The organism is Halovulum sp. GXIMD14794, from assembly GCF_054457455.1.
Genome location: NZ_JBTLNF010000002.1, coordinates 112,077 through 138,247, shown reverse-complemented (window position 1 = coordinate 138,247; position 26,171 = coordinate 112,077). Strand labels below are relative to the sequence as shown.

31 protein-coding genes are annotated in these 26,171 nt (G+C 68.0%); 21 read left to right on the top strand and 10 right to left on the bottom strand.

Annotated features, from left to right (window positions below; translation table 11 throughout):
• The 3 genes from chrA to ACW9UR_RS01280 all read right to left on the bottom strand — a co-directional run bounded on the left by chrA (position 1) and on the right by ACW9UR_RS01280 (position 2,032).
• Positions 1-1,239 carry a chromate efflux transporter gene (gene chrA / locus ACW9UR_RS01290; RefSeq protein WP_458915087.1) on the bottom strand — a complete coding sequence of 413 codons (1,239 nt, stop codon included), beginning with the start codon at positions 1,237-1,239 and terminating at the stop codon, positions 1-3.
• A complete protein-coding gene (locus tag ACW9UR_RS01285; RefSeq protein WP_458915086.1) occupies positions 1,236-1,631 on the bottom strand; it encodes a rhodanese-like domain-containing protein in 396 nt (131 codons plus the stop codon). The genes chrA and ACW9UR_RS01285 overlap by 4 nt, the downstream gene beginning before the upstream one ends.
• A 122-nt stretch (positions 1,632-1,753) precedes the next feature.
• Complete coding sequence (locus ACW9UR_RS01280) at positions 1,754-2,032, bottom strand: YggT family protein (RefSeq protein ID WP_458915085.1); 279 nt, start codon at positions 2,030-2,032, stop codon at positions 1,754-1,756.
• Positions 2,033-2,130: 98 nt separating this feature from the next.
• On the opposite strand from ACW9UR_RS01280, the gene ACW9UR_RS01275 reads away from it, so the two are divergent.
• The 6 genes from ACW9UR_RS01275 (at position 2,131) to ACW9UR_RS01250 (ending at position 7,449) form a co-directional block, all read left to right on the top strand.
• Positions 2,131-2,736: an acyl-CoA thioesterase gene (locus ACW9UR_RS01275; protein ID WP_458915084.1), complete on the top strand. Its 606-nt coding sequence runs from the start codon at positions 2,131-2,133 to the stop codon at positions 2,734-2,736.
• Positions 2,737-2,871: 135 nt separating this feature from the next.
• Positions 2,872-3,306 (top strand): RcnB family protein, encoded by a 435-nt coding sequence (locus ACW9UR_RS01270; RefSeq protein ID WP_458915083.1) that lies wholly within the window; start codon positions 2,872-2,874, stop codon positions 3,304-3,306.
• A 76-nt stretch (positions 3,307-3,382) separates the two neighbouring features.
• On the top strand, positions 3,383-4,318 hold the full coding sequence (locus ACW9UR_RS01265) for a DMT family transporter (RefSeq protein WP_458915082.1): 936 nt from the start codon (positions 3,383-3,385) through the stop codon (positions 4,316-4,318).
• A 7-nt stretch (positions 4,319-4,325) separates the two neighbouring features.
• Entirely contained in the window at positions 4,326-5,648 is a 1,323-nt protein-coding gene (locus ACW9UR_RS01260; protein ID WP_458915081.1) for an MFS transporter, read from the top strand.
• Complete coding sequence (gene mepA / locus ACW9UR_RS01255; RefSeq protein WP_458915080.1) at positions 5,645-6,496, top strand: penicillin-insensitive murein endopeptidase; 852 nt, start codon at positions 5,645-5,647, stop codon at positions 6,494-6,496. The genes ACW9UR_RS01260 and mepA overlap by 4 nt, the downstream gene beginning before the upstream one ends.
• On the top strand, positions 6,475-7,449 hold the full coding sequence (locus ACW9UR_RS01250; protein WP_458915079.1) for an esterase-like activity of phytase family protein: 975 nt from the start codon (positions 6,475-6,477) through the stop codon (positions 7,447-7,449). The genes mepA and ACW9UR_RS01250 overlap by 22 nt, the downstream gene beginning before the upstream one ends.
• Before the next feature lie 27 nt (positions 7,450-7,476).
• On the opposite strand, the gene ACW9UR_RS01245 is transcribed toward ACW9UR_RS01250, so the two are convergent.
• Positions 7,477-8,292 carry an LOG family protein gene (locus tag ACW9UR_RS01245; protein ID WP_458915078.1) on the bottom strand — a complete coding sequence of 272 codons (816 nt, stop codon included), beginning with the start codon at positions 8,290-8,292 and terminating at the stop codon, positions 7,477-7,479.
• An 89-nt stretch (positions 8,293-8,381) separates the two neighbouring features.
• Between ACW9UR_RS01245 and dapD the strand changes: the two genes are divergently transcribed.
• From dapD to ACW9UR_RS01230, 3 genes are all read left to right on the top strand, one after another.
• Positions 8,382-9,209, top strand: coding sequence for a 2,3,4,5-tetrahydropyridine-2,6-dicarboxylate N-succinyltransferase (gene dapD, locus ACW9UR_RS01240; RefSeq protein WP_458915077.1), 828 nt, complete (start codon positions 8,382-8,384; stop codon positions 9,207-9,209).
• 102 nt (positions 9,210-9,311) lie between these two features.
• Positions 9,312-9,563, top strand: coding sequence for a GlsB/YeaQ/YmgE family stress response membrane protein (locus ACW9UR_RS01235; protein ID WP_458915076.1), 252 nt, complete (start codon positions 9,312-9,314; stop codon positions 9,561-9,563).
• 56 nt (positions 9,564-9,619) lie between these two features.
• Positions 9,620-9,988 (top strand): hypothetical protein, encoded by a 369-nt coding sequence (locus tag ACW9UR_RS01230; protein ID WP_458915075.1) that lies wholly within the window; start codon positions 9,620-9,622, stop codon positions 9,986-9,988.
• Here the strand turns inward: ACW9UR_RS01230 and ACW9UR_RS01225 are convergent.
• Entirely contained in the window at positions 9,985-11,160 is a 1,176-nt protein-coding gene (locus tag ACW9UR_RS01225) for a BaiN/RdsA family NAD(P)/FAD-dependent oxidoreductase (protein WP_458915074.1), read from the bottom strand. The two genes, ACW9UR_RS01230 and ACW9UR_RS01225, sit on opposite strands and share 4 nt — an antisense overlap.
• 190 nt (positions 11,161-11,350) lie before the next feature.
• On the opposite strand from ACW9UR_RS01225, the gene pncA reads away from it, so the two are divergent.
• From pncA to ACW9UR_RS01180, 9 genes are all read left to right on the top strand, one after another.
• On the top strand, positions 11,351-11,944 hold the full coding sequence (pncA, locus tag ACW9UR_RS01220; protein WP_458915073.1) for a bifunctional nicotinamidase/pyrazinamidase: 594 nt from the start codon (positions 11,351-11,353) through the stop codon (positions 11,942-11,944).
• Entirely contained in the window at positions 11,941-13,233 is a 1,293-nt protein-coding gene (gene pncB, locus ACW9UR_RS01215; protein ID WP_458915072.1) for a nicotinate phosphoribosyltransferase, read from the top strand. Before pncA ends, pncB begins: the two co-directional genes overlap by 4 nt.
• Positions 13,234-13,377: 144 nt before the next feature.
• A complete protein-coding gene (locus ACW9UR_RS01210; RefSeq protein WP_458915071.1) occupies positions 13,378-13,902 on the top strand; it encodes a cupin domain-containing protein in 525 nt (174 codons plus the stop codon).
• 385 nt (positions 13,903-14,287) lie between these two features.
• Entirely contained in the window at positions 14,288-14,944 is a 657-nt protein-coding gene (locus tag ACW9UR_RS01205; RefSeq protein ID WP_458915070.1) for an HAD hydrolase-like protein, read from the top strand.
• 8 nt (positions 14,945-14,952) lie between these two features.
• Positions 14,953-15,954, top strand: a complete 1,002-nt coding sequence (locus ACW9UR_RS01200) for a TIGR00341 family protein (protein WP_458915069.1) — start codon at positions 14,953-14,955, stop codon at positions 15,952-15,954.
• 42 nt (positions 15,955-15,996) lie between these two features.
• Entirely contained in the window at positions 15,997-17,139 is a 1,143-nt protein-coding gene (dapE, locus tag ACW9UR_RS01195; protein WP_458915068.1) for a succinyl-diaminopimelate desuccinylase, read from the top strand.
• The gene (locus tag ACW9UR_RS01190; protein WP_458915067.1) at positions 17,132-18,073 is read left to right on the top strand and encodes a DMT family transporter; all 942 of its coding nucleotides are present in this window, start codon (positions 17,132-17,134) and stop codon (positions 18,071-18,073) included. The genes dapE and ACW9UR_RS01190 overlap by 8 nt, the downstream gene beginning before the upstream one ends.
• A 128-nt stretch (positions 18,074-18,201) precedes the next feature.
• Positions 18,202-19,038 (top strand): bifunctional hydroxymethylpyrimidine kinase/phosphomethylpyrimidine kinase, encoded by an 837-nt coding sequence (gene thiD, locus ACW9UR_RS01185; RefSeq protein ID WP_458915066.1) that lies wholly within the window; start codon positions 18,202-18,204, stop codon positions 19,036-19,038.
• 31 nt (positions 19,039-19,069) lie between these two features.
• Positions 19,070-19,678 carry a TIGR04282 family arsenosugar biosynthesis glycosyltransferase gene (locus tag ACW9UR_RS01180; protein WP_458915065.1) on the top strand — a complete coding sequence of 203 codons (609 nt, stop codon included), beginning with the start codon at positions 19,070-19,072 and terminating at the stop codon, positions 19,676-19,678.
• A gap of 130 nt (positions 19,679-19,808) precedes the next feature.
• Here the strand turns inward: ACW9UR_RS01180 and ACW9UR_RS01175 are convergent, their stop codons facing one another.
• The 3 genes from ACW9UR_RS01175 to ACW9UR_RS01165 form a co-directional block, all read right to left on the bottom strand.
• Complete coding sequence (locus tag ACW9UR_RS01175; protein ID WP_458915064.1) at positions 19,809-20,594, bottom strand: FAD binding domain-containing protein; 786 nt, start codon at positions 20,592-20,594, stop codon at positions 19,809-19,811.
• Positions 20,595-20,624: 30 nt separating this feature from the next.
• Positions 20,625-22,994, bottom strand: a complete 2,370-nt coding sequence (locus tag ACW9UR_RS01170) for a xanthine dehydrogenase family protein molybdopterin-binding subunit (protein WP_458915063.1) — start codon at positions 22,992-22,994, stop codon at positions 20,625-20,627.
• 100 nt (positions 22,995-23,094) lie between these two features.
• Positions 23,095-23,577, bottom strand: coding sequence for a (2Fe-2S)-binding protein (locus tag ACW9UR_RS01165; RefSeq protein WP_458915062.1), 483 nt, complete (start codon positions 23,575-23,577; stop codon positions 23,095-23,097).
• Between the two features lie 175 nt (positions 23,578-23,752).
• Between ACW9UR_RS01165 and mce the strand changes: the two genes are divergently transcribed.
• The 3 genes from mce (at position 23,753) to ACW9UR_RS01150 (ending at position 24,735) form a co-directional block, all read left to right on the top strand.
• Entirely contained in the window at positions 23,753-24,157 is a 405-nt protein-coding gene (gene mce, locus ACW9UR_RS01160) for a methylmalonyl-CoA epimerase (RefSeq protein ID WP_458915061.1), read from the top strand.
• Entirely contained in the window at positions 24,154-24,438 is a 285-nt protein-coding gene (locus ACW9UR_RS01155; RefSeq protein WP_458915060.1) for a DUF1467 family protein, read from the top strand. Before mce ends, ACW9UR_RS01155 begins: the two co-directional genes overlap by 4 nt.
• 105 nt (positions 24,439-24,543) lie before the next feature.
• Positions 24,544-24,735 carry a hypothetical protein gene (locus ACW9UR_RS01150; RefSeq protein ID WP_458915059.1) on the top strand — a complete coding sequence of 64 codons (192 nt, stop codon included), beginning with the start codon at positions 24,544-24,546 and terminating at the stop codon, positions 24,733-24,735.
• Between the two features lie 229 nt (positions 24,736-24,964).
• Here ACW9UR_RS01150 and ACW9UR_RS01145 read toward each other — a convergent pair whose 3' ends face one another.
• Positions 24,965-25,372, bottom strand: a complete 408-nt coding sequence (locus ACW9UR_RS01145; RefSeq protein WP_458915058.1) for a GFA family protein — start codon at positions 25,370-25,372, stop codon at positions 24,965-24,967.
• Positions 25,373-25,469: 97 nt separating this feature from the next.
• Positions 25,470-26,171 (bottom strand): SDR family oxidoreductase, encoded by a 702-nt coding sequence (locus ACW9UR_RS01140; RefSeq protein ID WP_458915057.1) that lies wholly within the window; start codon positions 26,169-26,171, stop codon positions 25,470-25,472.

Here is a 26,171-nt window from a genome sequence, read left to right as displayed (position 1 = left end):
TCAGATGACCCCGGCGCCCAGCAGGGCGAGGCCCGCGACGGCGCCGGCGATCACCAGCACGTGCATCGGCCAGGGCCCCCAGAACGCGGCTAGCGCGAACAACCCCAGCAGCGCCAGCTTGGGCCACTCGACACTGCCCCAGCCCGCCGGGATGAGCGCCGCCTCGGCCAGGTAGACCGCGAGGTTCAGCACCACGCCCACCACCGCCGCAGAAACCCCGGCCAACGCCCGGCGCAGCAGGGGCTGCCGCTCGACCGCCGCGACATAGGGGGCGACGGCCAGGATCAGCGTGAAGCTTGGCGCAAACGTGTAGAAGGTCGCGAGGCTCGCCGTCAGCACGCCCTGCCCGCTCTCGAACCCGGCGAAGAAGCCGGCATAGGTCGTGACAAGGATCAGCGGCCCGGGCGTCGCCTCGGCAATGGCGAGACCGTTGAGCATCTGTGCCGGGGCGAGCCAGCCGTAGATCTCGACCGCGCGCTCGGCGACGTAGGGAAGCAACGCGTAGGCGCCGCCGAATGAAACGAAGGCGGCGGTGGTGAACAGATAGGCAACCCCGTCGAAAGGATCGGTTCCGAAGGTCGCGCGTACGCCCAGCCAGACCGCCACGATCAGCCCCAGGCCCACGGCCAGCGTGCCCACGACGTGGGCGACGCTGAAGGGCGCGCCCGCCACCGGTTGCGGGATGGATTTCTGCGGCAGGAACAACCCTGCCAACGCGGCCAGCGCAACGATCAGCGGGAACGGAAGGCCCAGCCCCCAAAGCAGCACGAAGGCAGCCGCCGCCAGCGCCCAGTCCGCCGGTCCCGAGAGCGCCCGCTTGCCGAGATTCACCACCGCCCGCGCGACGATCACCAGCACCGCCGGCTGGATGCCGTAGAACACAGCCGACACCAGCGGCACCTCGCCGTAAGCAGCCGAGATCCAGGCCAGCAGGATCATCAGCGCCGCGCCTGGAAGGATGAACGAGAGCCCAGCCGCAAGCCCGCCCGAAAGACCGTGCAGGCGCCAGCCGAGCCAGGTCGCAAGCTGTTGCGCCTCGGGCCCCGGCAGGACCATGGCGACACTCAGACCGTTGGTGAAATCGCTGGCCGAGACCCAGCGGCGGCGGTCGACGATCTCGTCCTGCATCAGCGCGATCTGCCCGGCGGGACCGCCGAAGGACAGCAGGCCGATCTTCAGGTAGATGGCCAGCGCCTCGCCAAGCCCGACGGTCCGCTTCGCCTCGTTCACCGCGCTCACGGTCGGCCCTCCTGATCGATGCCCCCCAAGGCCGGGCACCGCGGCAGAAGCCGCGCGCCCGCCGCGACGAGCGCCGCGAATCCGCCTTCCACATACCGTGCCTCGACACCTGCGACCAGCGCGAGCGCCGCGGCGAATTGGCTGACTTCGTGGCCTTGGACGCAGAAGAAGACCAGCGGGCGAGACCCGCTTAGGACCGGATGTTCGAAGCGAAGTGTAAACGGCTCGACCCAGCGTGCGCCGGCGAGGTCGCGCCCGTCCTTCTCACGCGCCGCCGTCTTGCGGACGTCGATTAGGTCGAACGCCCCGGACGCGGCGCGCAGAACCTCGGAGGCCGGGATCGAGGGCAGCCGGTAGCACGCGGATGTGGAGTTGAAATCGTCGCAAGCCATGGCGCAGCCTCCCCTGAAGGGAATGCGCGATGCTTGGGCGAATGCCGGCGTCCGGGGGATCGCATGCCCCGCGCACTCAGGATGCGCCTCGAACGCGGCCCCGGCAAGCGCGGGATGCTACGTCAGAAGAAATTCTGCGTGATGATGATCCGCAACGCGTAGATCGCGACGATCACGATCAGCGGCGTGATGTCGATCCCCGACATCGCCGGCAGGACATTTCGGATCGGGCGGTAGATCGGCTCCAGCAGGCGGTTCAGCCCTGACCAGATCTGGTAGACCATCGGCTGGCGCATGTTGAGCACCTCGAAGTTCACCAGCCAGCTGATGATGACCTGCGCAAGCACCAGGAACCAGACGACGTCCAGCACCAGCAGCAGGATCTGACCGATCGACGTCATGGCCGCACTCCTTCGTTTCGGGTCCAAGCCCATGTAACCCCGCCCCGTGAGCCAGACAAGGCCGAGCGGGTGCGGCATCGGGTGACGCGACGGCGTTCTTGACACGCGCGCCCCGCGGGCATCGGGTGCGGCGGATGTATCCGATCCCGCGCGCCCTTCTGGAACTTGGCCTTTGCCTGCGTCAGCCGCCGCTGTCGCTGGATCAGCCACATGTCTCGCATCACCGCTGCTGGCCCTGGGATCTCGACATGCTCGGAGAGCTCAACAACGGGCGCACGCTGACCCTGTTCGACCTCGGTCGACTGCCGCTGTTCTGGCGCACTGGCATGTGGCGCGCGGCGCGGCAGAACGGCTGGGCGATGACCATGGCCGGGACCAGCGTGCGCTACCGCCGCCGGGTCCGCGCCTTCGACAAGCTGACCATGGTCAGCGGCCTTGCGGGGCGCGACAGCCGGTTCTTCTACATCACGCAAAGTTTCTGGCGCGACGGCGAGGCGACGACGTCGGCGCTCTACCGGGCGGCGGTGACTGGCCGCGAGGGGATCGTGCCGCCCGATCAGGTGCTGGCGGCGATGGGCCAACCGGACTGGAATCCGCCGCTGCCGCACTGGATCACCGGCTGGACCGAGGCCGAGGCCCAGCGCCCCTGGCCGCCGCTGCCCGGACCGCTGGAACGTCCGCCCCGACCGATGGCGGCGGAGTAGGCGCAACCTTTCACGCGCCGGTGCGTTCCTAACTCTCAGCGACGTTTCGCGCGGAACGCGGACCCTTTCGGCGACCGGCTTGCGCCCGATGAGCCCGCACCGCACTGTCGCGCCGACCTTGAAGGAGACATCCGGATGCTGATCCGCCCGATCCTGGCCGTGGCCATTGCGCTGGCCCCCGTATCGCTTCCCGCTGCGCCGCTTACCGCCGCCTTTGCACAGGGCAAGGGCTGCCCGCCGGGGCTTGCCAAGAAGAACCCGCCCTGTGTGCCTCCGGGGCAGGCAAAGAAGCGAGGCTATTCCGACCGGGACGACAGCTATCGCGGCGACCGCGACGGCGACTGGGTCTATCGCGGCGATCGTATCATCGGGCCGGACGGCCGCGTCTACCGGGTCGGAGATCGCCTGCCGGGCGGCTACATCGTCCTCGAGCGCGACGACTGGGATCGCTACGGACGGCTGCCGCGCCTGCCCGACGGTCACCGCTACGTTCGCATCGACAACGAGATCGTCGAGGTGATCGAGGCGACCAACACCATCGTCCGTTTCTTCGACCTGCTCGGCAATTGACCAACCGGGGCCTCTGGCCCCTTCCCCTTTCCCGCGGGTGTGATAGGCCAAGACCCATCATTCCCGCGGAGGCCGCTTGACCGCCACCCCCTCACAGACCGGACATGCCCACGTCGCCGACAACCTGCGCGGTGCGATGCTGATGACCGTGTCGATGGCGGGCTTCGCGCTGAACGACGGCATGATCAAGATGGCGATGCAGGCGCTGCCGCTGTTCCCGGCGATCCTGCTGCGCGGCCTGCTGATGTGCGCCCTGCTGGCGCTGCTGTGCCTTGCGACCGGCGCGTTCCGGGCGCGTCCCTCGCGTCGGGACCGGCGGTTGATCGGGATGCGCGCGCTGGCCGAGCTGGGCGGCACCCTGTGCTTCCTGACGGCGCTCAACAACATGCCCATCGCCAGCGCCACCGCGATCCTGCAGTCCCTGCCCCTTGCGGTCACGCTCGCCGCCGCGCTGTTCCTGGGCGAGCAGGTCGGCTGGCGGCGCGGCGCGGCGCTGCTGGTCGGGTTCGTCGGCGTCCTGCTGATCGTCCGACCCGGTGCGGACAGCTTCAATGCCTACGCGATGGCGGCGTTGGCCGCCGTCTGCTTCATCGTGATCCGGGATCTGACAACGCGCAGGCTGTCGCCGGGGATCCCCTCGACCCTGGTCGCGCTGAGCACGGCGCTGGCCGTCACCGGCGCCGCAGGGGTCGGCAGCCTCTTCGTCGACTGGCCCCCGATCACCGGCGCGACCCTCGGCTGGACCTTCGCCGCGTCCTGCTTCCTGATCGTGGGCTATCTCGCAGGTGTGGCCACCATGCGCACGGGCGAGATCGCCTTCGTATCGCCCTTCCGCTACTCGATCCTGATCTTCGCAGGCCTGCTCGGCATCGTGCTCTTCGACGAGATCCCCGACAGCCTGACCTTCGCGGGCGCGGCGCTTATCGTCGGTTCGGGCCTCTTCACCTTCTGGCGCGAGCAGCGCGTCGCCGCGCGCATCCGCGCGGGCGCGCAGCCCCCGACACGCACATGAGGTCCGGATGAAGCCCGCCAACGCCTGGATGCTGTTTGACTGGGCCAACCAGCCCTTCTACACGCTGGTCATCACCTTCGTCTTCGGCCCCTACTTCGCGACCCAGTTCGCCCCGGACGCCGTCGCAGGACAGGCGCTTTGGGCGGACATGCAGCTTTACGGAGCGCTGGCCGTCGCGGGGCTTTCCCCCCTGCTGGGCGCCGTCGCCGACGAGGCCGGACCGCGCAAGCCCTGGATCGGGGTGTTCTCCGTCCTCTTCATCCTCGGCTGCCTTGGCCTTTGGCAGGCCGCGCCCGGCGCACCGCTCTGGCCGGTGATGCTGGCCTTCGTGGTCGCCTTCGCCGCGTCCGAGTTCAGCCTGGTCTTCGTCAACGCCATGCTGCCCGATCTCGGGCCCCGCTCCGAGATCGGCCGCATCTCCGGCTCCGGTTGGGCGCTGGGATATGTCGGCGGCGTGGTCGCGCTGCTGCTGGTGCTGGCGCTGCTGGCTCCCGCCGGGGGCGGGCCGACGACGCTCGCCGGGCTGAAGCCGCTCTTTGGCCTCGACCCGGCGGCCGGAGAGCCCGCCCGCGCGACCGGCCCGCTCACCGCCATCTGGTTCGCGCTCTTCGCCGTGCCGCTTTTCCTCTACTGCCCCGACGCGCCGCGCCGCAAGGGACTGACCCGCGCCGCCCGCGACGGTGTACGGACCTTGGGCCGCACCCTGCGCGCGCTGCCCTCGACCGGAGGGCTCTTCATCTACCTCATTGCCTCGATGATCTACCGCGACGGGCTGGCGGGCCTCTTCGCCTTCGGCGGCATCTACGCCGCCGGTGTCCTCGGCTGGGGGATCACGCAACTCGGCATCTTCGGGATCATCGCCGCCGCCGTCGGCGCACTCGGCGCCTGGATCGGAGGCCGTGCCGACCGCGCCTTCGGCCCGCGCCCGGTGATCGCCGCCGCAATCATCCTTCTGATCGGTGTCTCGCTGGTCGCGCTGACCACCTCGCGCGAAGCGGTGCTGGGCATGCCCGTCAGCCCCGAAAGCAGCCTGCCGGACCTGATTTTCATGATCTGCGGCGGCCTTATGGGCGCGGGGTCCGGCGCCCTTCAGGCCGCGTCGCGCACACTGCTGGTTCACCTCGCCGAAGGTAAGATGCCGATGACCGAGGCGTTCGGCCTCTACGCGCTCTCAGGCAAGGCCACCGCCTTCCTAGCGCCACTGCTGATCGGCCTCGCCACCCAGATGAGCGGCGATCAGGCCCTTGGCGTAAGTCCCGTGATCGCGCTCTTCGCCATCGGTCTTATTATGCTACACTGGGCAAAACCCGACGAAGAGGCCCGAGCATGATCCGTACCCTTCTGGCCGCCGCAGCGCTGCTTGCAGCAGCCTCAGCGGCCCCGGCGCAGACGCCGGCCAAACAGCTATTCGGCGCGAAATCGACGCCCTCGGCACACGCGCCCTCCAGCTTCGGCAGCTACTCCAAGGGCTGCATCGCAGGTGCCGTGGAACTGCCCGAAACCGGGCCGACCTGGCAGGCGATGCGCCTGTCGCGCAACCGCAATTGGGGCCATCCGAACAGCATCGCGTTCATCCAGCGCCTCTCGATCGCCGCGCAGCGCTCCGGGTGGAACGGGCTCTACATCGGCGACATCAGCCAGCCGCGCGGCGGACCGATGCTCTCGGGCCATGCCAGCCACCAGTTGGGCCTCGACATCGACATCTGGATGAAACCGGCGATGGACCTCCGCCTCTCGCGCTCGCAGCGCGAGAATATCTCCTCGGTCTCGGTCCGCAGCGCCGACCAGCGGAACGTCAACGGCAACTGGACCGCCGCGCATCACCGGATCCTGCGCGCCGCCGCCAGCGATCCGGCCGTGGCGCGGATCTTCGTGACCGCCCCGGTCAAGCTGAAGATGTGCGCCGACGAGCGGGGCGACCGCGCCTACTTGCGCAAGATCCGCCCCTGGTGGGGCCACCACTATCACTTCCACGTCCGGCTGAACTGCCCCGGCAGCGACCGCGCCTGTATCGAGCAGGACCCGATCCCTGCGGGTGATGGCTGCGAAGAGGCGATCTGGTGGGTCACCGACGCGCTGAAACCCGCCAAGCCGGATCCGAACGCGCCGCCGCCCAAACCCAAGCGGCCGATCACCATGGCCGACCTGCCTCAGCAATGCGCCACCGTCCTGCGTTGACCTTCGCGCTCGTCACCCTGCTATTGGGCGGGCTTGGCCTCTGGGGCCAGGCCGACACGCCCGAAGGCCCGCACCTGGTCGAGGATGCGGCGGTCACCTGGCGCGATGGGGCACGGGGCTTCGGCTCGTGGTCCGGTTTCGCGATGAACCCGGACGGCACCGCGATGATCGCCATCTCGGACAAGGGCCGCTGGGGCATCGCCACGCTTGCCCGAGACGACGACGGCCGCCTGACCAGCGCCAAGCTCGACGCCATCGGTCCGCTGCTGGACTCGCGTGGCAATCCGCTCGACGGCTACAACACCGACGCCGAGGGGCTGACCATCGGCGCCGACGGCCGCGTCTACATCTCGTACGAGGGCAATCACCGCGTCGTTGCCCACGACACAATCGACAGCAAGGCGACCCTGCTGCCGCGCCCCGCCGAGTTCCGGGCCCTGCAGAACAACTCCGGCCTCGAGGCGCTTTTCACCGGTCCCGACGGACGCGTTCACGCTATCCCCGAGCGTTCCGGCCGGCTGGAGCGCCCCTACCCGGTCTACCGGCTCGACGGCGAAAACTGGTCGCAGCCCTTCTCGGTCCCGCGCAAGCCGCCTCACCTGGTCACCGGCGCGGACGTCGGCCCGGATGGACGGCTCTACCTGCTCGAGCGGGACTTCTCGGGAATCCTCGGCTTCGCCACCCGCGTCCGCCGCTTCGAGTTCGGCGCGAACAGCCTGACGAACGAGGAAACCCTGCTCGACAGCCCCACAGGGCGCTACGACAATCTCGAGGGGATCGAGGTCTGGCAGGACGACGCGGGCCGGATCCGCGTCACCCTGATCTCGGACGACAACGGCAACTTCTTCCAGGTCACGCAGCTGGTCGAGTTCATCCTGACCGGCGACGAGGATGCCGGGCTGTCACAAGACGCCGCGCCGCGCCCGCGCCTGCGCGAGACGCCCGAAGGCTGACCGCCTCCCGGTCAGCCTGCAAGCCCCTCAGCCCTGCCAGTCACGCACGATCTCGAACGCCTCTTCGGCGGTCTCGACATAGCGGAACAGCTCTAGGTCGTTCGGCCCGATGGTGCCGGCCTCGGCCAGAGCCTCCCAGTTCAGGATGCCCTCCCAGAATTCCTTGCCGAACAGCAGGATCGGCAACGGCGCCATACGTCCGGTCTGCACCAGGGTCAGTGTCTCGAACAGCTCGTCCAAGGTGCCGAAACCGCCGGGGAAGACGGTGATCGCCTTGGCCCGCATCAGGAAATGCATCTTGCGGATCGCGAAATAATGGAAGTTGAACGCGAATTCCGGCGTCGCATAGAGGTTCGGCGCCTGTTCGTGCGGCAGCACGATGTTCAGGCTGATCGACTTGCCGCCAGCGGCATCCGCTCCCCGGCAACCGGCCTCCATCACGCCCGGCCCACCGCCGGTGATGATGACGTCTTCGCAGCCGTCGTGGCGCAGGCTTTCCTCGGTACACAGCCGGGCGAACTCCTCGGCCTGGTCGTAGTATTTCGACAGCTTCGCCAGCATCTCGGTCCGTGCGCTGTCAGCCTCGGCCGGGGCCGGAATGCGCGCGCCGCCGAACATCACGATGGTCGAGCGGATGCCCGCCTCGACCAGCGCCATTTCGGGCTTGAGCAGTTCCAGCTGCAACCGCACCGGGCGCAACTCGTCACGCAGCAGGAAATCCTGGTCCGCAAAGGCCAGCCGGTAGGACGGCGACTGCGTCTGCGGCGTCTCCGGAACCTCTGCGGCCTGTGTCTTGTCCCGCTCGGCATCGGGGAAACGCCGATGCGCCTGGCTGTCAGTCATCCGAAACCTCCTCTCGCAGGCAATTGCACCCGCGTTTCCTCCGCTCTATAGCCTGTGCTCGAGTTTCACCAGCCCAACCGAGGATCCCCATGGACGTCGCCGCACTGGAAACCGCCATCGAGACCGCGTGGGACGCCCGCGCCGAGATCACGCCCGAAACAAGGGGCGAGACCCGTGACGCCATCGAACACACGCTGGAGGCGCTCGACAGCGGCCAGCTGCGCGTGGCCGAACGCGGCGACGACGGCACCTGGCACGTCAACCAGTGGGCCAAGAAGGCCGTGCTGCTGGGCTTCCGGATCAAGGACATGGAACCGCAGTCCGGCGGCCCGCAGGGCAGCGGCTGGTGGGACAAGGTCGACAGCAAGTTCCTGGGCTGGCAGGCCGAGGACTGGAAGAAGGCCGGCTTCCGCGCCGTGCCGAACTGCGTCGTCCGCAAGTCCGCCTATATCGCGCCCGGCGTGGTGCTGATGCCCAGCTTCGTGAACCTCGGCGCTTATGTCGACGAAGGCACCATGGTCGACACCTGGGCCACCGTCGGCTCCTGCGCACAGATCGGCAAGAACGTGCACCTCTCGGGCGGCGTCGGCATCGGCGGCGTGCTGGAGCCGATGCAGGCCGGCCCGACCATCATCGAGGACAACTGCTTCATCGGCGCCCGCTCCGAGGTCGTCGAAGGCTGCATCGTCCGCGAAGGCTCTGTCCTGGGAATGGGCGTATACCTCGGCAAGTCGACCAAGATCGTGAACCGCGAAACCGGCGAAGTCACCTTCGGCGAGGTGCCCCCCTACTCGGTCGTCGTCTCGGGCTCGATGCCGTCGAAGAACGGCGTGAACCTCTACTGCGCCGTCATCGTGAAACAGGTCGACGAGGGCACCCGCTCCAAGACCTCGATCAACGACCTGCTGCGCGACTGACCGCCGACCAAGGCCCGCCGCGGGGAACAATTCCCCGCCTCCGCGCATGACTCCTTCGACGGGCGGCGATCCCCGCCGCCCACAGCGACGAAGGAGAACATCATGTCCGGTATCGGATGGCTCGGAGCAATCATCATCGGCGGCCTCGCCGGCTGGGTGGCCGAGAAAGTGATGAATGCCGACCACGGCCTTCTCACGAACATCATCGTCGGCATCCTCGGCGCACTGATCCTGAACGCGATCCTCGGCCTGATCCTCGGCGGTACGCTGGGCGGCTGGCTCGGCCAGTTCGTCGTGGCACTGGTGGGCGCCTGCCTGCTGATCTGGGGCTGGCGCAAGGTCCGCACCGCCTGACATCGTCGATCAATCCGCTTGCCCCCGTCGCCGCGCTCTGGCAACGGGGGCGCATGATGACGACGATGAAGAAACCGCAACAGGTCTACACGCTGCTGGTCCAGGTCGGGCGCAAGCCCGGCGACGGTCTGCCCGAGGAAAGCGCGGGCGCGGCGCTGCTCTGCTACGCCAGCGGCATCGACGAGGCCGAGGCCGTGCGCGAGACGGTGGCGATCCTGAAACAGGCGGACCTCGCCCCGCTCGACGTGACCGGCTACGGCACCATCGACGAACGACTCGAGGCAGGGCACGAGATCGACGACGAAGAGCGCGACCTGATGCGCCGCGCGCTGGACGAGAACTCGGTGATCGTCGCCCAGATGACCCCGTTCGGCCCCGAGGACAGCCCGGCCGCCACCCCCGAGCCGAACCAGCGCCGTCACTAGGCGCCTCTCGCCCGGGCCGCGATGGCCTCTCCGGCCGCCGCGCCGGACGACCAGGCCCACTGGAAATTGTACCCGCCCAGCCAGCCGGTGACGTCCACCGCCTCGCCGATGGCGTAAAGACCGGGCACATCCCGCGCCTCCATCGTGCGCGACGACAGCCCGGCGGTGTCGATTCCACCCGCCGTGACCTCGGCCTTGGCATAACCTTCGGTGCCCGTCGGCGTGAACGCCAGCCGCTCGAGCAGTGCCGCCGCCCTGTCCAGCTCGGCGTCGGACAGATTTCCAAGCTCAGTCGTCAACCCGATCCGCGCGTCCATCACCTCGGCCAGCCGGTTCGGCATAAGCTCGGTCAGCGCCGCCTTAAGGTGCGCCCGTGGCATCCGGCCCCGCGCCTCGCGCAGCCGCGTGCCGGCATCAGGCACCACCCTCAGGGTAACCTCGTCCCCCGGCCTCCAATAGCTGGAAACCTGCAGGATCGCCGGCCCCGACAGCCCCTTGTGCGTGAACAGCGAGGCCTCCTCGAACGCCACCCCGTTCACCGACGCGACGGACGGGAACGCGGTCCCCGGGATCCCCCGAAAGTCCGCAGACTCCTTGCCCAGCGTAAACGGCACCAGCGCCGGGCGGGGCTGAACCACGCCCAGTCCGAAGCGCCGTGCGATGTCATAGGCGACGCCGGACGCCCCCATCTTCGGGATCGACGGCCCGCCCGTCGCGATCACGAGCTGAGGCGCGCGCGCACCCGCGACCCGGTACAGCCCCTCGCCATGCCCGATCTCGCCGATCTGTGTCCCCAGCCGGATCTCGACGCCGCCCTTGCGGCATTCCTCCAGCAGCATCGCCACGATCTGCCGGGCCGAGCCGTCGCAGAACAACTGCCCCAGCGTTTTCTCGTGCCAGGCAATGCCATGCGCCTCGACCAACCCCAGGAAATCCCACTGGGTATAGCGGCTCAGCGCCGACTTCGCGAAATGCGGGTTCTCGGACAGGAAGCACTCCGGCTCGACGCCCATGTTGGTGAAATTGCACCGCCCGCCGCCCGAGATCAGGATCTTCTTTCCGGGCTTCTCGGCATGGTCGATGACCAGCACCCGCGCGCCCGCCTGCCCCGCCGTCGCCGCCACGAACAGCCCCGCTCCCCCGGCCCCGAGGATGATCGCATCATAGTCCATGCGCGCCTCATAGCGTCGCCCGTCTCCCACGGAAAGCCCGGGCAAAGGACCAAGACCGCCGCAGGGCGCCCACCGGCCGAAGGGGGCTCGATGCCCCCGCACGGCCGGCACCCCCTCCCTGCACCAGACTTGACGCGCCTCCGCCCAAGGGCGACAACGCCGAGATTGCCCAAGGCCCGGAGGATGCCCCATGGCCCACGCCCTTCTCGTGATCGACGTGCAGAACGACTTCTGCCCGGGCGGCGCGCTCGCCGTGGCGGACGGTGACGCCGTGGTGCCTGTCATCAACGCGATGATGGATCAGTTCGACAGCGTGCTCTACACGCAGGACTGGCATCCGAAGGACCATCTCAGCTTCGCCGACAATCACGACGGCGCTGCGCCTTTCTCGACCACCGACATGCCCTACGGCACCCAGGTCCTCTGGCCCGCCCATTGCGTGCAAGGCACGGACGGCGCGGCGTTCCACAAGGACCTGCGCCTTGGCGGAGACCTGATCCTGCGCAAGGGCTTCCGCCCACGGATCGACAGCTACTCCGCCTTCTTCGAAAACGACCAGACCACGCAGACCGGCCTCGCGGGCTACCTCCGCGATCGCGGCATTACCGAGTTGACCCTCGCTGGTCTCGCCACCGATTTCTGCGTCGCCTGGTCCGCACTCGACGCGGTGAAATGCGACTTCAAGGCCACGGTCGCTCTCGACGCCTGCCGCGCCATCGACCTCGACGGCTCGCTCGACGCGGCGCTTTCCAACCTGCGCGGCGCCGGAGTGACGTTGGTATGATCGATCTCGCCAAAAGGGTTCACGACCACACCTGGAAGATCGACCCGATCGTCCGCTCGCTTCTCGATACGGATTTCTACAAGCTGCTCATGTGCCAGACGGTGCAGAAACGGCACCCGGACGTGCGCGTCACATTTTCTCTGATCAACCGCTCCACCGACGTGCCGCTGGCCCAGCTGATCACCGAGGAGGAACTGCGCGAGCAGCTTGACCACGTCCGCACGCTGCGCCTCAGCCGCGGCGAGATCACCTGGCTCCGCGGCAACACGTTCTACGGCAAGCAGCGCATGTTCACGCCCGAGTTCATCGACTGGTTCCGCAACTTCCAGATGCCCGAGTACCAGCTGGAACGCGTCGGCGACCAGTACGAGCTGACGTTCGAGGGCCCCTGGGCCGACGTCATGCTCTGGGAGGTCCCGGCCCTCGCGATCCTCATGGAGCTCCGCTCGCGCGCGGTGCTCAAGCATCTCGGCAAACTGGACCTTCAGGTGCTCTATGCCCGCGCCATGACCCGCGTGTGGGAGAAGATCCAGGCGCTCAAGGAACTGCCCGACCTGCGCATCTCGGACTTTGGCACCCGCCGCCGCCACGGCTTCCTCTGGCAGGACTGGTGCGTTCAGGCGATGATCGAGGGATTGGGCCAGCGTTTCACCGGCACCTCGAACTGCCTGATCGCGCTCCGCCGCGAGGTCGAGGCGATCGGCACCAACGCGCATGAACTGCCGATGGTCTATTCCGCGCTTGCCAACAGCGACGCAGAGCTTGCCGCCGCGCCCTACCAGGTGCTCGAGAACTGGCAGAAGGACTATGACGGCAACTTGCTGATCATCCTGCCCGACACCTACGGCACAAAGAAATTCCTCGAGCGCGCCCCGGCCTGGATGACCTACTGGACCGGCATCCGCATCGACTCGGGCGATCCGGCCACTGGTGCGCAGACCGCCATCGACTGGTGGACCGCCAACGGTCAGGATCCCGCGCAGAAACTGGTGATCTTCTCGGACGGCCTCGATGTCGAGAAGATCCACGAACTCTACGCCCAGTTCCACGGCCGCGTGAAACTGGCCTTCGGCTGGGGCACGCTGCTGACCAACGACTTCCGCGGTCTCGGTCCGGACGACGGGCTGGCGCCCTTCTCGCTGGTCTGCAAGGCGATCTCGGCCAACGGACGGCCCACGGTGAAACTCTCGGACAACGCCGGCAAGGCAATGGGCCCGCCCGATCAGGTCGAACGCTACAAGCGGGTGTTCGGCATGGAATCCCAGGCGGACATGGAGATCATCGTCTGAATTCCCCCTGCGGGTCACGAATTAAACCCAAGGTATATTTCCGACACCTGGGACACACGCCAAAATCTTGTGGCGAACCCCGGAGTGGCACACCCACGTCGCTCCGCTTTTGCGTAGTGAAAGATGAGACCGGCGGACCATGGCATGAGATCAGGCGACACCGAACCGGACCTGTTGCATTTTGCGGCGAACGGCGCGGTGCCGAACAATCCGAACCTGCCCGTGCTGCTGATCCGACGAGCGTTCTCGCCGGACCTTGGTCCCGACGCGATCCTCGACCGCTATCGGGACAACGGCTGGACCGGTGTCTGGACCTGGACCGTGTTCGACTACCACCATTACCACCCCGCCTCGCACGAGGCGCTGACGGTCGCATCAGGCGCCGCCGACCTGATCCTCGGCGGCCCGGGCAGCCGTGAAATCCACGTCACCGCCGGCGACATGATCGTGTTGCCAGCGGGTACCGGCCATTGCCGCATCGCGGCCACAGGCAACTTCGCCGTCTGCGGCGCCTACCCGCCGGGTCAGCAAAACCCCGAGATCGTCCGCGCAGCGGGCGACGCCCCCCGCGCCCGCGACATCACGGCCATCGCGACGACCGCACTCCCCAAAACCGACCCGATCTTCGGCGCCGGCGGTCCGCTGATCAGGGGCTGGCACCCCGCCTAGCTGGTTTGCCCCCCTCTCAGCGGCCCTTCCGGTCGAGGCCGCGGTGCGACGGGCTTGTCATAATCCGACAGCAGCGCCCGGTGCGCCTCGGTCAGGCGCACATTGAGGATGTCCATCAACATCCTCCGTTTCTCTGCCGCCCGGGCCGCGCAGTCATTCGCTTCGCTCATGAACCCGACAGTCCCGATCCCCGCCCGCCCCTGCAAGACCGCCCGCCGCTCGAGCTTAACGTTCGGTAAACACCCACCTTCCACGTTCCTCAAATATCCCCGCCGGAGGCATCCGACGACGGCCTCCCGCTCCGCCGCCCCGTCGTGACGCGCCCTTGCCCGCCCCCCTGCCAGCCTATATCGCAGACCAGAGGCGCAGCAGCAGGAGCACAGGCATGATCTCGGTCTTTCTCGATCTCGACGGCACGCTGATCGATTCGCGTGAAGGGATCGTAACCAGCCTCCTCCACGCCCTGCGCGAGATGGACGCCGAGCTTCCTGCCCCGTCCGAGCTGACCTGGACCATCGGCCCGCCGATATGGCACAGCCTCGAGATCCTGCTCGGGCCGGGCGCCGACATCGACGCCGCTGTCACCGCCTATCGCGACCGGTTCGGCACCACCGGACTCTATGAGGCGGACGTGTTCGACGGCATTGGCGAGATGTTCGAGGATCTCAAGGACATGGACGCAAGGCTGTTCCTCGCGACCTCCAAGCCGCGGATCTACGCCGAGGAGATCGTCAGCCATTTCGGCATCGCGCCCTTCCTGGACGGTGTCTACGGATCCGAGATGGACGGCACGCACGCCGACAAGTCCTCGCTGCTGGCGCATGTGCTGTCGGAAACCGAATCCGACCCGGCGCGCACGGTGATGCTGGGAGACCGCCGCTTCGACATCGAGGGCGCCAAAGCCAACAACGTCGCCTCGATCGGCGCGCTCTGGGGGTTCGCCGACGAGGGCGAGCTGCACCTCGCCGAGGCCGACGCGCTCGCCGCCGAGCCCGAGGAAGTGCCCGAGCTGGTCGCCGAGCTTCTCGGCATCGAGGCTTAGCCACCCCGATGGCAACGCGGCTGATCCAGCTCGTCCTGCCCAAACGCTCGGTCGACACCGCGACCGGCGCGCTCAAGGATCTGGACGCCGCCAACTGGTGGATCACCCCCATCGGCGAGGACGAGCCGGGCGACCGCCGCCAGATCACCGTGCTGCTCAAGCCCGGCGAGGCGCAGGACGTGATGGACGCGCTGCAGGACGCGCTCGAAGGCACCGACGACTGGCGCCTGCTGCTGTTGCCGGTCGAGGCGATGGCCCCCGAGATCCTGACAGAGGAAGAGCAGGAGGAACTGCAGCAGAGCGACCAGCTTCACGTCCGCGAGGAACTGGTCAGCGAAGTGCAGAAGAACGGCACGCTCAACCGCAACTTCCTGCTGATGTGCGCGCTCTCTACCCTGGTCGCGGCGATCGGCCTGACGCTCGACAATGTCGCGGCGGTGATCGGCGCGATGGTGCTCGCGCCGCTGCTGGGCCCACTTCTGGCCTTCTCGCTGGGCAGCGCGCTGGGGGCCCGTTCGATGATCGGCCACGCGCTGATGGCGAGCCTCGCGGGACTGGGCACCTGCATCGCCGCCAGCGCTGCCCTCGCCCTGCTGCTGCCCTTCAACGAGGAGGCGCGGATGCTGGACTATTCCGACCCGATCCCGCTGCGCGCGCTGATCCTGCCGCTGGGCGCCGGGGCCGCCGCCGCGCTGTTGACGGCGGCCAACAAGGCCTCGGGCTTCGTCGGCGTCGCCGTCGCCGCGGCGCTGCTGCCGCCCATCGCCGCCGCCGGGCTGCTGATGGGCGCGGGCGAGTGGCAGGCGGGCGCACGCGCCGCCTTCACCGTGCTGACCAACGTGATCGGCATCGCCCTGGCCGCGCAGGTCGTCTTCATGGCCACCGGCATCCGCCCCCGCCGCTGGTCCGAGCTGAAGGCCGCCGAAACCTCGCGCTGGATGCACCTCGGCGCGATGGCCGCACTGGTGCTGGCGATGATGGCGCTGGTGTTCTTCTCGAACTGGGTCTGAGCCCGCTTTCCCCCGCCACCGCCCGCTGCTAAGCACGGGGCCATGACCACCGATCCCGTCGACCTCACCGCCCGCCTCGTCCGCTGCCCGTCCGTCACCCCCGAGGACGCGGGCGCGCTCGACATTCTCGACGATCTGCTCTCGCAGGCCGGGTTCACGACCACCCGAGTCGACCGAGGCGGCATCCGCAACCTCTACGCCCGCTGGGGAGAAGGACGGCAGGGCCGCCGCTTCGGTTTCAACGGTCATACCGACGTGGTCCCTGTGGGCGACGCTGCCGACTGGACCCACCCGCCCTTCGGCGCCGAAATCCATGACGGCTGGCTCTACGGGCGCGGCTCGGTCGATATGAAATCGGGCGTCGCGGCCTTCGCCGCAGCCGCCGTGGACTTCGTGACCGAAACGCCCCCGGACGGCGCCGTGATCCTGACTATCACCGGCGACGAGGAGGGCGACGCGCAGGACGGCACCCGCGCCCTGCTCGACTGGATGGACGAGACAGGCGAGCGCATGGACGTCTGCCTCGTGGGCGAGCCGACCTGCCCGAACAACATGGGCGAGATGATCAAGATCGGCCGCCGGGGCTCGCTGACCGCGTTCATCACCGCAACCGGCGTGCAGGGCCACTCGGCCTATCCGCATCTCGCCGCCAACCCGCTGCCGGCGCTGGTGCGGCTGCTGGACCGCCTCGCCTCGACCCCGCTTGACGAGGGGACCGAGCATTTCGATCCCTCGACGCTGGCGATCACCACCGTGGACGTCGGCAACACGGCCACCAACGTGATTCCGGCGCAAGCGAGGGCCACCGTCAATATCCGCTATAACGACACCCACTCGCCTGCCTCCCTCACCGCCTGGCTGAACGAGCAGGCGTCCGAGGCCGCCCGCGACAGCGGCATCACCCTGAAGATCGAGGTGAAGAACTCCGGCGAAAGCTTCGTGACCCCGCCGGGCGTGTTCTCCGACCTGATCGCCCAATCCGTCGCGGCCGAGACCGGCCAGACCCCGGTTCTCTCGACCTCGGGCGGCACGTCGGATGCACGCTTCGTCAAGAACCACTGCCCGGTGGTGGAGTTCGGCCTCGTCGGCCAGCGCATGCACGCCGTGGACGAACGGGTGCCGGTCGCCGATGTCCACGCGCTCAAGGCGATCTATACCCGCATCCTGCAGGGCTATTTTGCCTAAGGCCCAGCCGATAGGCCCGCACACCGCTCCCGCGCCGCGCGCGGGCGGCGACAACATCCCTGTCGGTATCGCGCTGATGGTGACCTTCGCCGTCCTCGCGCCCTGGATCGACATCTTCGCCAAGCTCGCGACCGGCACTGTCCCGCCGGTGCAGCTGACCTTCGCGCGCTTCATCGTGCAGGCCACCGTGCTTCTGCCGATCGTGCTGCTGCGCACCGGTCGGCTGAGACCGGCGCACGGGCTCTGGAAGCTGCACGCTGCGCGCGGCGCACTGATGGCGGCGGCCTCGACCGCCTTCATCGGCGCAGTGCAGGCCATGCCGATCGCCGACGCAATGGCGATCTTCTTCGTCGCACCGCTTCTGCTGACGGTCATCAGCGGCCTTGTGCTGGGAGAAGAAGTTGGTTGGCGCCGCCTCACCGCCTGCACCGTCGGTTTCCTCGGCGCGCTGCTGGTCGTGCGTCCCTCGTTCGCCGAGCTTGGCCCCGTCGCCCTGCTGCCGCTGGTCACCGCCACTTTCTTCGTCGCGTATGTCTTGCTCACCCGCCGCGTCGCCCGCGACGAAGGCCCGTTCGCCATGCAGGCCTATGCCGGGGTCTCGGGCGCGCTGGTCATGGCGCTGGCGCTGCTACTCTTCTCGGGCACTGGGTGGCCCGCCTTCGCCGCGGTCTGGCCCGATCCACGCGGCTGGGTGCTGATGCTGGCCGTCGGCGGCGCCGCGACCGCCGCGCACCTGTTCCTGGTCGCCGCCTATGCCCGCGCCCCAGCGCCGCTACTCGCCCCCCTGCAATACCTCGAGATCGTCTCGGCCACCGTCTTCGGCTACTGGCTGTTCGGAGACTTCCCGGACGCCATCAAGTGGACCGGCATCGCGATCATCGTCGGGTCGGGCCTGTTCGTGATCTGGCGCGAACGCCGCGCCGCCAGGGGTTGACCCGGGCCGCGAGGCTCCCGACATCTGACACAAGGCCGCCGGCTCCCGGCCGCCGGCGGAACCTTTCCGCCGCCCCGCGATTGTCCTGCAGGGGCGGCACACCGCCGGGCACCCAGGGGGGAGCACTCATGGACAGCAACTTCGAACACCGGATTCCCAACGTCCTCGGCATCGGCGCCTCGGACCCGACCGCCAGCACCGGCGTCCTGGCGGACCTCAAGGCCTTCGGCGCGCGCGGCGTCTACGGTATGGGCGTGATCACCGCCCTCACCGCGCAGAACACGCAATGCACCGGGGGCACCGATCCGATCCCGCCGGAATTCATCGCGGCCCAACTGGCGGCGCTGGCGATGGATGTCCGTCTCGACGCGGTCAAGATCGGCATGCTGCCCAGCGCCCACGCGATTCACGCCCTGCTCGAGGCGCTCCCGCCCGAGCCCCCGGTCGTGCTCGACCCGCAGATGATCGCCGCGTCCGGCGCGCACCTGATGCCCGACGACGCGATCCAGGCGCTGATCCATGACCTGATGCCCCGCACGACGGTCCTTGTGGTGAATACAGACGAGGCCGCGGCCCTGCTGCACATCGACCCCGCGCAAGGCACCGAGGAGATGGCCGCGCAGGCCCTGCGCCTCGCCGAGCTCGGCCCCGACTACGTGCTGCTGACCGGAGGCCGCCTCGGCCAGCCAAGCTGCGCCGACGTCATGGCCTCCGACCACGGCCTGCGCTGGTTCGAGGCCGAGCGCATCGAGCCGCAGACCACGCGTGGCAGCGGCTGCACGCTTTCCGCCGCACTGACGGCAGAACTCGCCCGCGGCGCCAGCCCCGAGGACGCTGCCGAGACGGCCAAGGCCTATCTCACTGCCTGCATTCGCGCCGGCGGCAGGCTCTCGGTCGGTCACGGGCACGCGCCGGTCGATCACTTCTACGCGTTCTTCCCCGACGCCCCTGCGCACCGGACTTGATCGACCGCAACGACGCCTCTAATCGCGGGGCATGACGCTCCCCGCACCCAGACGGCTGTGCACGCCAAGGCCACGCCTCGTGGTTATGCTCAAGGAACCGCGCCCCGGTCGCGTGAAGACCCGGCTCGGCCGCGACATCGGCCGGATCGAGGCGACCTGGTGGTTCCGCCACCAATGCGCCCGCCTGCTGCGCCGCCTCGACGATCCGCGCTGGGAAACCGTACTCGCCGTCGCGCCGGATGCCGAAGGCCTCTCCAGCCGTGTCTGGCCCGCTCACCTGCCCCGCATCCCGCAAGGCACCGGAGACCTGGGCGATCGCATGGCCCGCGCCCTGCGCAGCGCGCCTCCCGGCCCGGTCATGGTCATCGGTGCGGATGTCCCCGGCATCACGCCCGCGTTGATTGCGCAAGGCTTCCACCTGCTCGCAGGCCACGACGCGGTGCTCGGCCCGGCGCCCGACGGCGGCTACTGGGCCATCGGCCTGCACCGCACGCGCGTGCCCGCCACGCTCTTCGCCGATGTCCGCTGGTCCACCCGGCACGCCCGCGCCGACACGCGCGCCAGCCTGCCCGGAATGCGCATCGCCGACCTGCCGGAACTCCGCGACGTTGACACCGCCGCCGACCTGCCGCAACGCTGACAGCCGCCCCACCGCCCCGATCCCGCCAAAGGCGGGGCGGGGCTCAGGAGGAACGGCGCGCCAGCGCCCCCGCCAAACATGAAGGCCCGGGCGTTCCCGCCCGGGCCTTGTTTCCGTCCGGACCACCGGATCAGCTGGCAGCGACCGCCCGCTTGGTCAGCACCTTCACCAGGTGCGCGCGGTACTCCGGCGTCCCGTGCAGATCGCCGATCATCCCGTCAGCCGGGACCGACAGCCCGTCGACCGCCTCCGGCGCATAATTCGACGACAGCGCCTCCTCGGCCTCGCTCCAGCGGAACACGCCGTCCTCGGAGGCGCCGGTCACCGCCACCCGCACGCCATCGCCATGCTTGGCGACCATCACGCCGACCAGCGCGAAGCGCGAGGCCGGCTGCTCGAACTTCTGGTAGTTCGCCTTCTCCGGGATCGGGAACCGCACCTCGGTGATGATCTCGCCCTCGTCGAGCGCGGTGGTGAACATCCCGTCGAAGAAATCGTCGGCGGCGATCTCGCGATTGTTCGTCACGATCGTGGCCCCCGAGGCCAGAACCCCGGCCGGGTAGCAGGCCGACGGGTCGTTGTTCGCCAGGCTGCCGCCGATGGTCCCGCGGTTGCGGACCGCCGGATCGCCGATATGGCTCGCCATCCCGGCCAGGGCCGGGTAGGCGCCCGCCGCCTCGCGCGCCACCACCGCGTGCGGCGTGGTGCCGCCGATGCTCAGCGTGCCGCCGTCCTGGCGGACGAAATTCAGCTCCTTGATGCCGGTCAGGCTGACCAGAAGCTCCGGCGCGGCCAGGCGCTGCTTCAGCGTCGGGATCAGGGTCTGCCCGCCGCCCAGCGGCTGCGAATCCTCGCCCGACAGCGCCTTGACCGCCTCGTCCAGGCTCGAAGGCCGTGCGATCTGGAAATCATACATGACGTATCCTCTCGTCCAATTCTTCCGGGCTCAGCCCTGCATCGCCTGCCAGACCCGCGCGGGGCTGACCGGCATGTCGATATGATCCACCTTGTGACCGCCCGAGTTGAGCGCGTCGATCACCGCGTTGACCACCGCCGGCGGGCTGCCGATGGCCCCCGCCTCGCCGCAGCCCTTCACGCCCAGCGGGTTGTGGGTGCAGGGCGTCTGACAGGAATGGTCGACGACATACATCGGCACGTCCGCCGCCCGCGGCATGGCATAGTCCATGTAGCTGGCGCTCAGAAGCTGGCCGTTCTCGTCGTAGGTGCAGTTCTCCAGCAGCGCCTGCCCGATGCCCTGGGCCAGCCCGCCGTGGACCTGCCCCTCGACGATCATTGGGTTGATGACATTGCCGAAATCATCCGCCGCCGCGAACCGGTCGATGCGCACCTTGCCGGTCTCGGGGTCGACCTCGACCTCGCAGGCATAGGCGCCCGCCGGATAGGTGAAGTTCGCCGGATCGTAGAAGGCGGTCTCCTCCAGCCCCGGCTCGATATCCTCGAGCGGGTAGTTGTGCGGCACATAGGCCGCCAGGCACACATCGCCCCAGGCCACCGACTTGTCAGTGCCCGCGACGGTGAATTGCCCGTCCGCCAGCTCGACGTCGGCCTCCGAGGCCTCCATCAGGTGTGCCGCGATCTTCTTGGCCTTGTTGATGATCTTCTCGGTCGCCCGCACCATCGCGGCCCCGCCGACCGCCAGCGAGCGCGAGCCATAGGTGCCCATGCCCATCGGCGTCTTCGAGGTGTCGCCATGCACGATCTCGATCTGGTCCTCGGGAATGCCCAGCATCTCCGAGACCACCTGCGGGAAGGTCGTCTCGTGCCCCTGCCCGTGGCTGTGGCTGCCGGTCATCACGCTGATCGATCCGGTCGCGTTCACCCGCACCGTGGCACTTTCATACAAGCCCGCACGCGCGCCCAGCTGCCCAACCAGGTTCGACGGCGCGATGCCGCAAGCCTCGATATAGCAGTTCACGCCCAGCCCGCGCAGCAGGCCCTTGGCTTCGCTCTCCTTCCGGCGCGCCTCGAAACCGGCGAGATCGGCGATCTCGGCCAGCTTGTCCGTGGTCGCACCGTAATTGCCGGTGTCGTATTCCACCGCGACCGGGGTCGCATAGGGGAACTGATCCGGCTGGATGAAGTTGCGGCGGCGCAGCTCCAGCGGATCGATGCCCATCTCTCGCGCCGCCTTGTCGATGACGCGCTCCAGCTGGAAGGTCGCCTCGGGACGCCCCGCACCGCGATAGGCGTCGACGGGCACGGTGTTGGTGAACACCGCTTTCACGTTCACGTAGATCAGCGGCGTGGTGTAGTTCCCCGCCATCAGTGTGCCGTGCAGCCAGGTCGGAACCGAGGGCGCGAAGGTCGACAGATACGCACCCATGTTGGCCAGCGTATCGGTGCGCAGCGCCAGGAACTTGCCGTTCTCGTCCATGGCCAGCTCGATCTTGGTCACGTGATCCCGGCCATGCGCGTCGGTGATGAAGGCCTCGGACCGCGTCGAGGTCCACTTCACCGGCCGCCCCACGGCTTTGGCCGCGAAGGTGCAGAACGCCTCCTCGGCATAGTGGAAGATCTTCGAGCCGAAACCGCCGCCCACGTCGGGTGCAACGACCCGCAGCTTGTGCTCGGGGATGCCCAGCACGAACGCGCCCATCAGCAACCGGATCACGTGCGGGTTCTGGCTGGTGGTGTAAAGCGTGTGCTCCCCGGTCGAGCCGTCGTAGTCGCCAATGGCGACGCGCGGCTCCATCGGATTCGCGACCAGCCGGTTGTTCACCAGCTCCAGCGTGGTGACGTGATGCGCACCCTCGATGGCCTTGGCGACAGCCTCGCGGTTGTCCTCGACAAAGCCCCAGTCGTAGCAGAGGTTCGAGGTCAGATCGTCGTGCACCTTCGGCGCGCCATCGGCCAGCGCCGCCTTCATGTCCACGACGGCCGGAAGCTCGGTGATGTCGACCTCGATCGCCTCGGCGGCATCGCGGGCCTGCTCGCGGGTTTCGGCCACCACGGCGGCGATGGCGTCACCGACGAACCGCACCTTGCCCTGCGCCAGCACCGGGTGCGCGGGCTCCTGCATCACCTCACCGAACCGGTCGGTCACCTGCCAGCCACAGGGCAGACCGCCCACACCTTCGAAGTCCGCGCCGGTAAAGACGCGCAGCACGCCCGGCATGCCCTCGGCGGCCGAGGTGTCCACGCCGTTCAGCGTGCCGTGCGCCACGTCCGAGCGCACGAAGTGCACATAGGCCTGGTTCAGCAGGTTGATATCGTCGGTGTACTTGCCCTTGCCGGTCAGAAACCGCACGTCCTCGCGCCGCTTGCTGCTGGCGCCGATCCCGAAATCCTTTGGCATCCGTTTTCACTCCCTGAGCGGGGCTTTGCGCCCCTTCAATGCTGCCTGGGGGTCGCGGCCCCGAGCGGGCCGCCCCTCGGTCGCTTGTCGGTTGGTCGCGTTACTCGGCCGCGACGGGCCGCATCTCGGCGGCGGCCGCCTGGATCGCCTTGACGATGTTGTGATAGCCGGTGCAGCGGCAGATGTTGCCTTCCAGGTATTCCCGGATCTCGGTCTCGGTCGGGTCGGCATTCTCGGACAGCAGCGCATGGGCGCTCATGATCATGCCCGGCGTGCAGAACCCGCACTGCAGGCCGTGATGCTCCTGGAACGCCCTCTGCACGGCGCTCATGGTGCCGTCGGCACCGGCAACGCCCTCAATCGTGGTGACCTCGGCGCCCTCGGCCTCGGCGGCGAACATGGTGCAGGACTTCACTGCCTGACCGTTCACATGGACGACACAGGCACCGCACTGGCTGGTGTCGCAGCCGATGTGGGTGCCGGTCAGGTGCAGATCCTCGCGCAGGAAGGACGACAGCAGCGTGCGTCCCTCCACCTCGCCCGAGACCGCCTTCCCGTTCACGGTCATCGATACCTTCGTCATGCGCTTCCTCCTTGAGTATTCGCCGCGCCCGTCCCCCCGGCGCGTGCCTTGCCTGACGCAACCTTGCGCGGAATCGTCATCGGGTCAAAGCCTTTTCCCGAACGTCAACCGCACCCGAGGGTGCGTCACCGCGCCCTGCTTGGCAGGGCCCCGCGAAAGGCGCATATTCCCGGCCATGATCGGACGTCTGAACCATGTCGCCATCGCCGTCCCGGACCTCGAGGCCGCCTCGGCGCAGTATCGCGATACCCTCGGCGCGCAGGTCGGCCCGCCGCAGGACGAGCCCGACCACGGCGTCACCGTCGTGTTCATCACCCTGCCCAACACCAAGATCGAACTGCTCTATCCGCTGGGTGAGAGCTCTCCGATCGCGGGCTTCCTCGAAAAGAACCCCTCGGGCGGGATTCACCACATCTGCTACGAGGTCGACGACATCCTCGCCGCCCGTGACCGGCTGAAGGCGCAGGGCGCCCGCGTGCTCGGCACCGGAGAGCCGAAGATCGGCGCCCACGGCAAACCGGTGCTGTTCCTGCACCCGAAGGATTTCACGGGCACGCTCGTAGAACTGGAGCAGGCATGACCATCACCGGCGCAATCGTCATGTTCGCGGTCATCTGGTTCATGAGCCTGCTGGTCGCCCTGCCCCTCGGCCTGCGCACCCACGGCGACGAGGGCACCACCGACGAGGTGACGCCCGCCTTCGCCCCGGTGAATCTGAACATGAAGCGCAAGCTGCTGAAGGTCACCATCGTGACGGTGATCCTGTGGATCCCGCTGTGCCTGGTGATCTACTCGGGCTGGATCGGTATCGACGACGTGGACATCTGGGGCCACTACGCGGACCGCGCGCCGGGCTACTGATTTCCCCTCTGCTTTCCACTCTGCGGGTCTTTCACGTCGGTTGTGATTGGACAGACGCGGCGTCAGTGCTATCCTCGCAAAACAGTTCGACAGAGGAGTCCGCGCATGAAGACCGCCGTTCTTACCGCCGCCCTTCTGGCACTCGCCGGCACAGCCGGCGCCGAGTGCATGTGGGGCAGCCAAAAGGCGACCACGGCCCAGGCCGACATGACCCCGATCCCCACCGCCGAAGCCGAGCAACCCAAGGACCCGATGCTGCTGCTTCAAGGCGTTACGAACGACACGGACGAGGGCTGATCGCCCTTGATGCGGTGACCAGGCGGGACGGGAGCCTCTCAGCGGCCAACCAGCCCCGCAAGCGTCATCGTCGGCGCGACCGAAGGGATCTGCCGGATCCCTGCGGTCGCGCTTTTGGTGTGTGCGTATGGGAGTGTCCCAGATCCGCCGTGCTGATTGTGCGGTCAATGCAGACCGAAGCCATCCTGTCGACCGGTTGCTCCCCGAGACGCGGGGCCGGATCGGCCGTTCAACCGGGAAGTCCGTCGATCCTTTCTAGGGTGGCGAGATCGTTGTCCCAATTTGCGCGGCTAGAAAGGCAAATGTGCGCGTTGGGCCGTATTCCGATAGGGCTATCAAGTGACCCTGCTGGCACCACAAGCACACCATCGTTCGCTTGAGAAAATGGCAGCGCTGAACCGCATTCCGTGCAAAAGCACTTCACGTGTCGTGACCCCGAAAGCCGGAATTTCCTGATATTTTCATCGCCCGACAACCATGTAATTTGCGCCGTGGACGAAAACAGGTTGGCTGAATGGGCCGACCCGCTATCCTTGCGGCAGCGCCCGCAGTGGCAAAGAAAGAAGCTCTGAAATTCTCCGGATATGCGGAACTTCACAGCACCGCAAAGGCACTGCCCGGTCGCCTGATCGTCCATTCTCATTACCTCAAAATGCGATCACCAAGCCTTCTGTCAGATGAACAATTGTCGGTGATCCGTATCGTATCCCTGTGCGAAACCAAGGTCCCGCCGCTCAAACCGACCGTGTCAGTCCGCCGTCGATGCGCAGGTTCTGCCCGGTCATGTAGGCCCCGTCCTCCGACACCAGCCACGAGATCAGCGAGGACACCTCGCCCGCCTTGCCATAGCGCCCCATCGGGATCCGCGCGCGGCGGTCGTCCTTCTCGGGCAGGCTGTCGATGAAGCCCGGCAGAACGTTGTTCATGCGGATACCCGCACCCGCATACTTATCGGCGTAGAGCTTCGTGAACCCCGCCAGCCCGGCGCGGAAGATGCCCGAGGTCGGGAACATCGGATCCGGCTCGAACGCGGCGAAAGTCGAAATGTTGACGATCGCGCCGCCGCCCTGCGCCTCCATGATCGGCGTGACCAGCCGCGTGGGGCGGATCACGTTCAGCAGGTACACCTCCATCCCGTCGTGCCAGTCCTGATCGCTCAGCCCCAGCACATCGCCCTTCGGCCCGTGCCCGGCCGAGTTCACAAGCGCATCCACCCGGCCCCATTCCGACATGGCCCTGTCGACCAGCGCCTGAAGATCCTCGTTCGAGCGGTTCGAGCCTGTGACGCCGACGCCGCCCAGTTCCTGCGCCAGCGCCTCGCCCTTGCCGGAGCTGCTGAGGATCGCGACCTTGAACCCGTCCGTCGCCAGCCTGCGCGCCGCGTCCGCGCCCATGCCGCTGCCGCCCGCCGTGATTAGCGCAACCTTGTCCGTCAT

Excerpts from the sequence above, each read along its gene's own strand:
- ACW9UR_RS01285 (WP_458915086.1), bottom strand. The coding sequence starts at position 1,631 with ATGGCTTGCGACGATTTCAACTCCACATCCGCGTGCTACCGGCTGCCC.
- ACW9UR_RS01280 (WP_458915085.1), bottom strand. The coding sequence starts at position 2,032 with ATGACGTCGATCGGTCAGATCCTGCTGCTGGTGCTGGACGTCGTCTGG.
- ACW9UR_RS01270 (WP_458915083.1), top strand. The coding sequence starts at position 2,872 with ATGCTGATCCGCCCGATCCTGGCCGTGGCCATTGCGCTGGCCCCCGTA.
- ACW9UR_RS01260 (WP_458915081.1), top strand. The coding sequence starts at position 4,326 with ATGAAGCCCGCCAACGCCTGGATGCTGTTTGACTGGGCCAACCAGCCC.
- mepA (WP_458915080.1), top strand. The coding sequence starts at position 5,645 with ATGATCCGTACCCTTCTGGCCGCCGCAGCGCTGCTTGCAGCAGCCTCA.
- ACW9UR_RS01250 (WP_458915079.1), top strand. The coding sequence starts at position 6,475 with ATGCGCCACCGTCCTGCGTTGACCTTCGCGCTCGTCACCCTGCTATTG.
- ACW9UR_RS01245 (WP_458915078.1), bottom strand. The coding sequence starts at position 8,292 with ATGACTGACAGCCAGGCGCATCGGCGTTTCCCCGATGCCGAGCGGGAC.
- dapD (WP_458915077.1), top strand. The coding sequence starts at position 8,382 with ATGGACGTCGCCGCACTGGAAACCGCCATCGAGACCGCGTGGGACGCC.
- ACW9UR_RS01235 (WP_458915076.1), top strand. The coding sequence starts at position 9,312 with ATGTCCGGTATCGGATGGCTCGGAGCAATCATCATCGGCGGCCTCGCC.
- ACW9UR_RS01230 (WP_458915075.1), top strand. The coding sequence starts at position 9,620 with ATGACGACGATGAAGAAACCGCAACAGGTCTACACGCTGCTGGTCCAG.
- ACW9UR_RS01225 (WP_458915074.1), bottom strand. The coding sequence starts at position 11,160 with ATGGACTATGATGCGATCATCCTCGGGGCCGGGGGAGCGGGGCTGTTC.
- pncA (WP_458915073.1), top strand. The coding sequence starts at position 11,351 with ATGGCCCACGCCCTTCTCGTGATCGACGTGCAGAACGACTTCTGCCCG.
- pncB (WP_458915072.1), top strand. The coding sequence starts at position 11,941 with ATGATCGATCTCGCCAAAAGGGTTCACGACCACACCTGGAAGATCGAC.
- ACW9UR_RS01210 (WP_458915071.1), top strand. The coding sequence starts at position 13,378 with ATGAGATCAGGCGACACCGAACCGGACCTGTTGCATTTTGCGGCGAAC.
- ACW9UR_RS01205 (WP_458915070.1), top strand. The coding sequence starts at position 14,288 with ATGATCTCGGTCTTTCTCGATCTCGACGGCACGCTGATCGATTCGCGT.
- ACW9UR_RS01200 (WP_458915069.1), top strand. The coding sequence starts at position 14,953 with ATGGCAACGCGGCTGATCCAGCTCGTCCTGCCCAAACGCTCGGTCGAC.
- dapE (WP_458915068.1), top strand. The coding sequence starts at position 15,997 with ATGACCACCGATCCCGTCGACCTCACCGCCCGCCTCGTCCGCTGCCCG.
- thiD (WP_458915066.1), top strand. The coding sequence starts at position 18,202 with ATGGACAGCAACTTCGAACACCGGATTCCCAACGTCCTCGGCATCGGC.
- ACW9UR_RS01180 (WP_458915065.1), top strand. The coding sequence starts at position 19,070 with ATGACGCTCCCCGCACCCAGACGGCTGTGCACGCCAAGGCCACGCCTC.
- ACW9UR_RS01175 (WP_458915064.1), bottom strand. The coding sequence starts at position 20,594 with ATGTATGATTTCCAGATCGCACGGCCTTCGAGCCTGGACGAGGCGGTC.
- ACW9UR_RS01170 (WP_458915063.1), bottom strand. The coding sequence starts at position 22,994 with ATGCCAAAGGATTTCGGGATCGGCGCCAGCAGCAAGCGGCGCGAGGAC.
- ACW9UR_RS01165 (WP_458915062.1), bottom strand. The coding sequence starts at position 23,577 with ATGACGAAGGTATCGATGACCGTGAACGGGAAGGCGGTCTCGGGCGAG.
- mce (WP_458915061.1), top strand. The coding sequence starts at position 23,753 with ATGATCGGACGTCTGAACCATGTCGCCATCGCCGTCCCGGACCTCGAG.
- ACW9UR_RS01155 (WP_458915060.1), top strand. The coding sequence starts at position 24,154 with ATGACCATCACCGGCGCAATCGTCATGTTCGCGGTCATCTGGTTCATG.
- ACW9UR_RS01150 (WP_458915059.1), top strand. The coding sequence starts at position 24,544 with ATGAAGACCGCCGTTCTTACCGCCGCCCTTCTGGCACTCGCCGGCACA.
- ACW9UR_RS01145 (WP_458915058.1), bottom strand. The coding sequence starts at position 25,372 with ATGGACGATCAGGCGACCGGGCAGTGCCTTTGCGGTGCTGTGAAGTTC.
- ACW9UR_RS01140 (WP_458915057.1), bottom strand. The coding sequence starts at position 26,171 with ATGACGGACAAGGTTGCGCTAATCACGGCGGGCGGCAGCGGCATGGGC.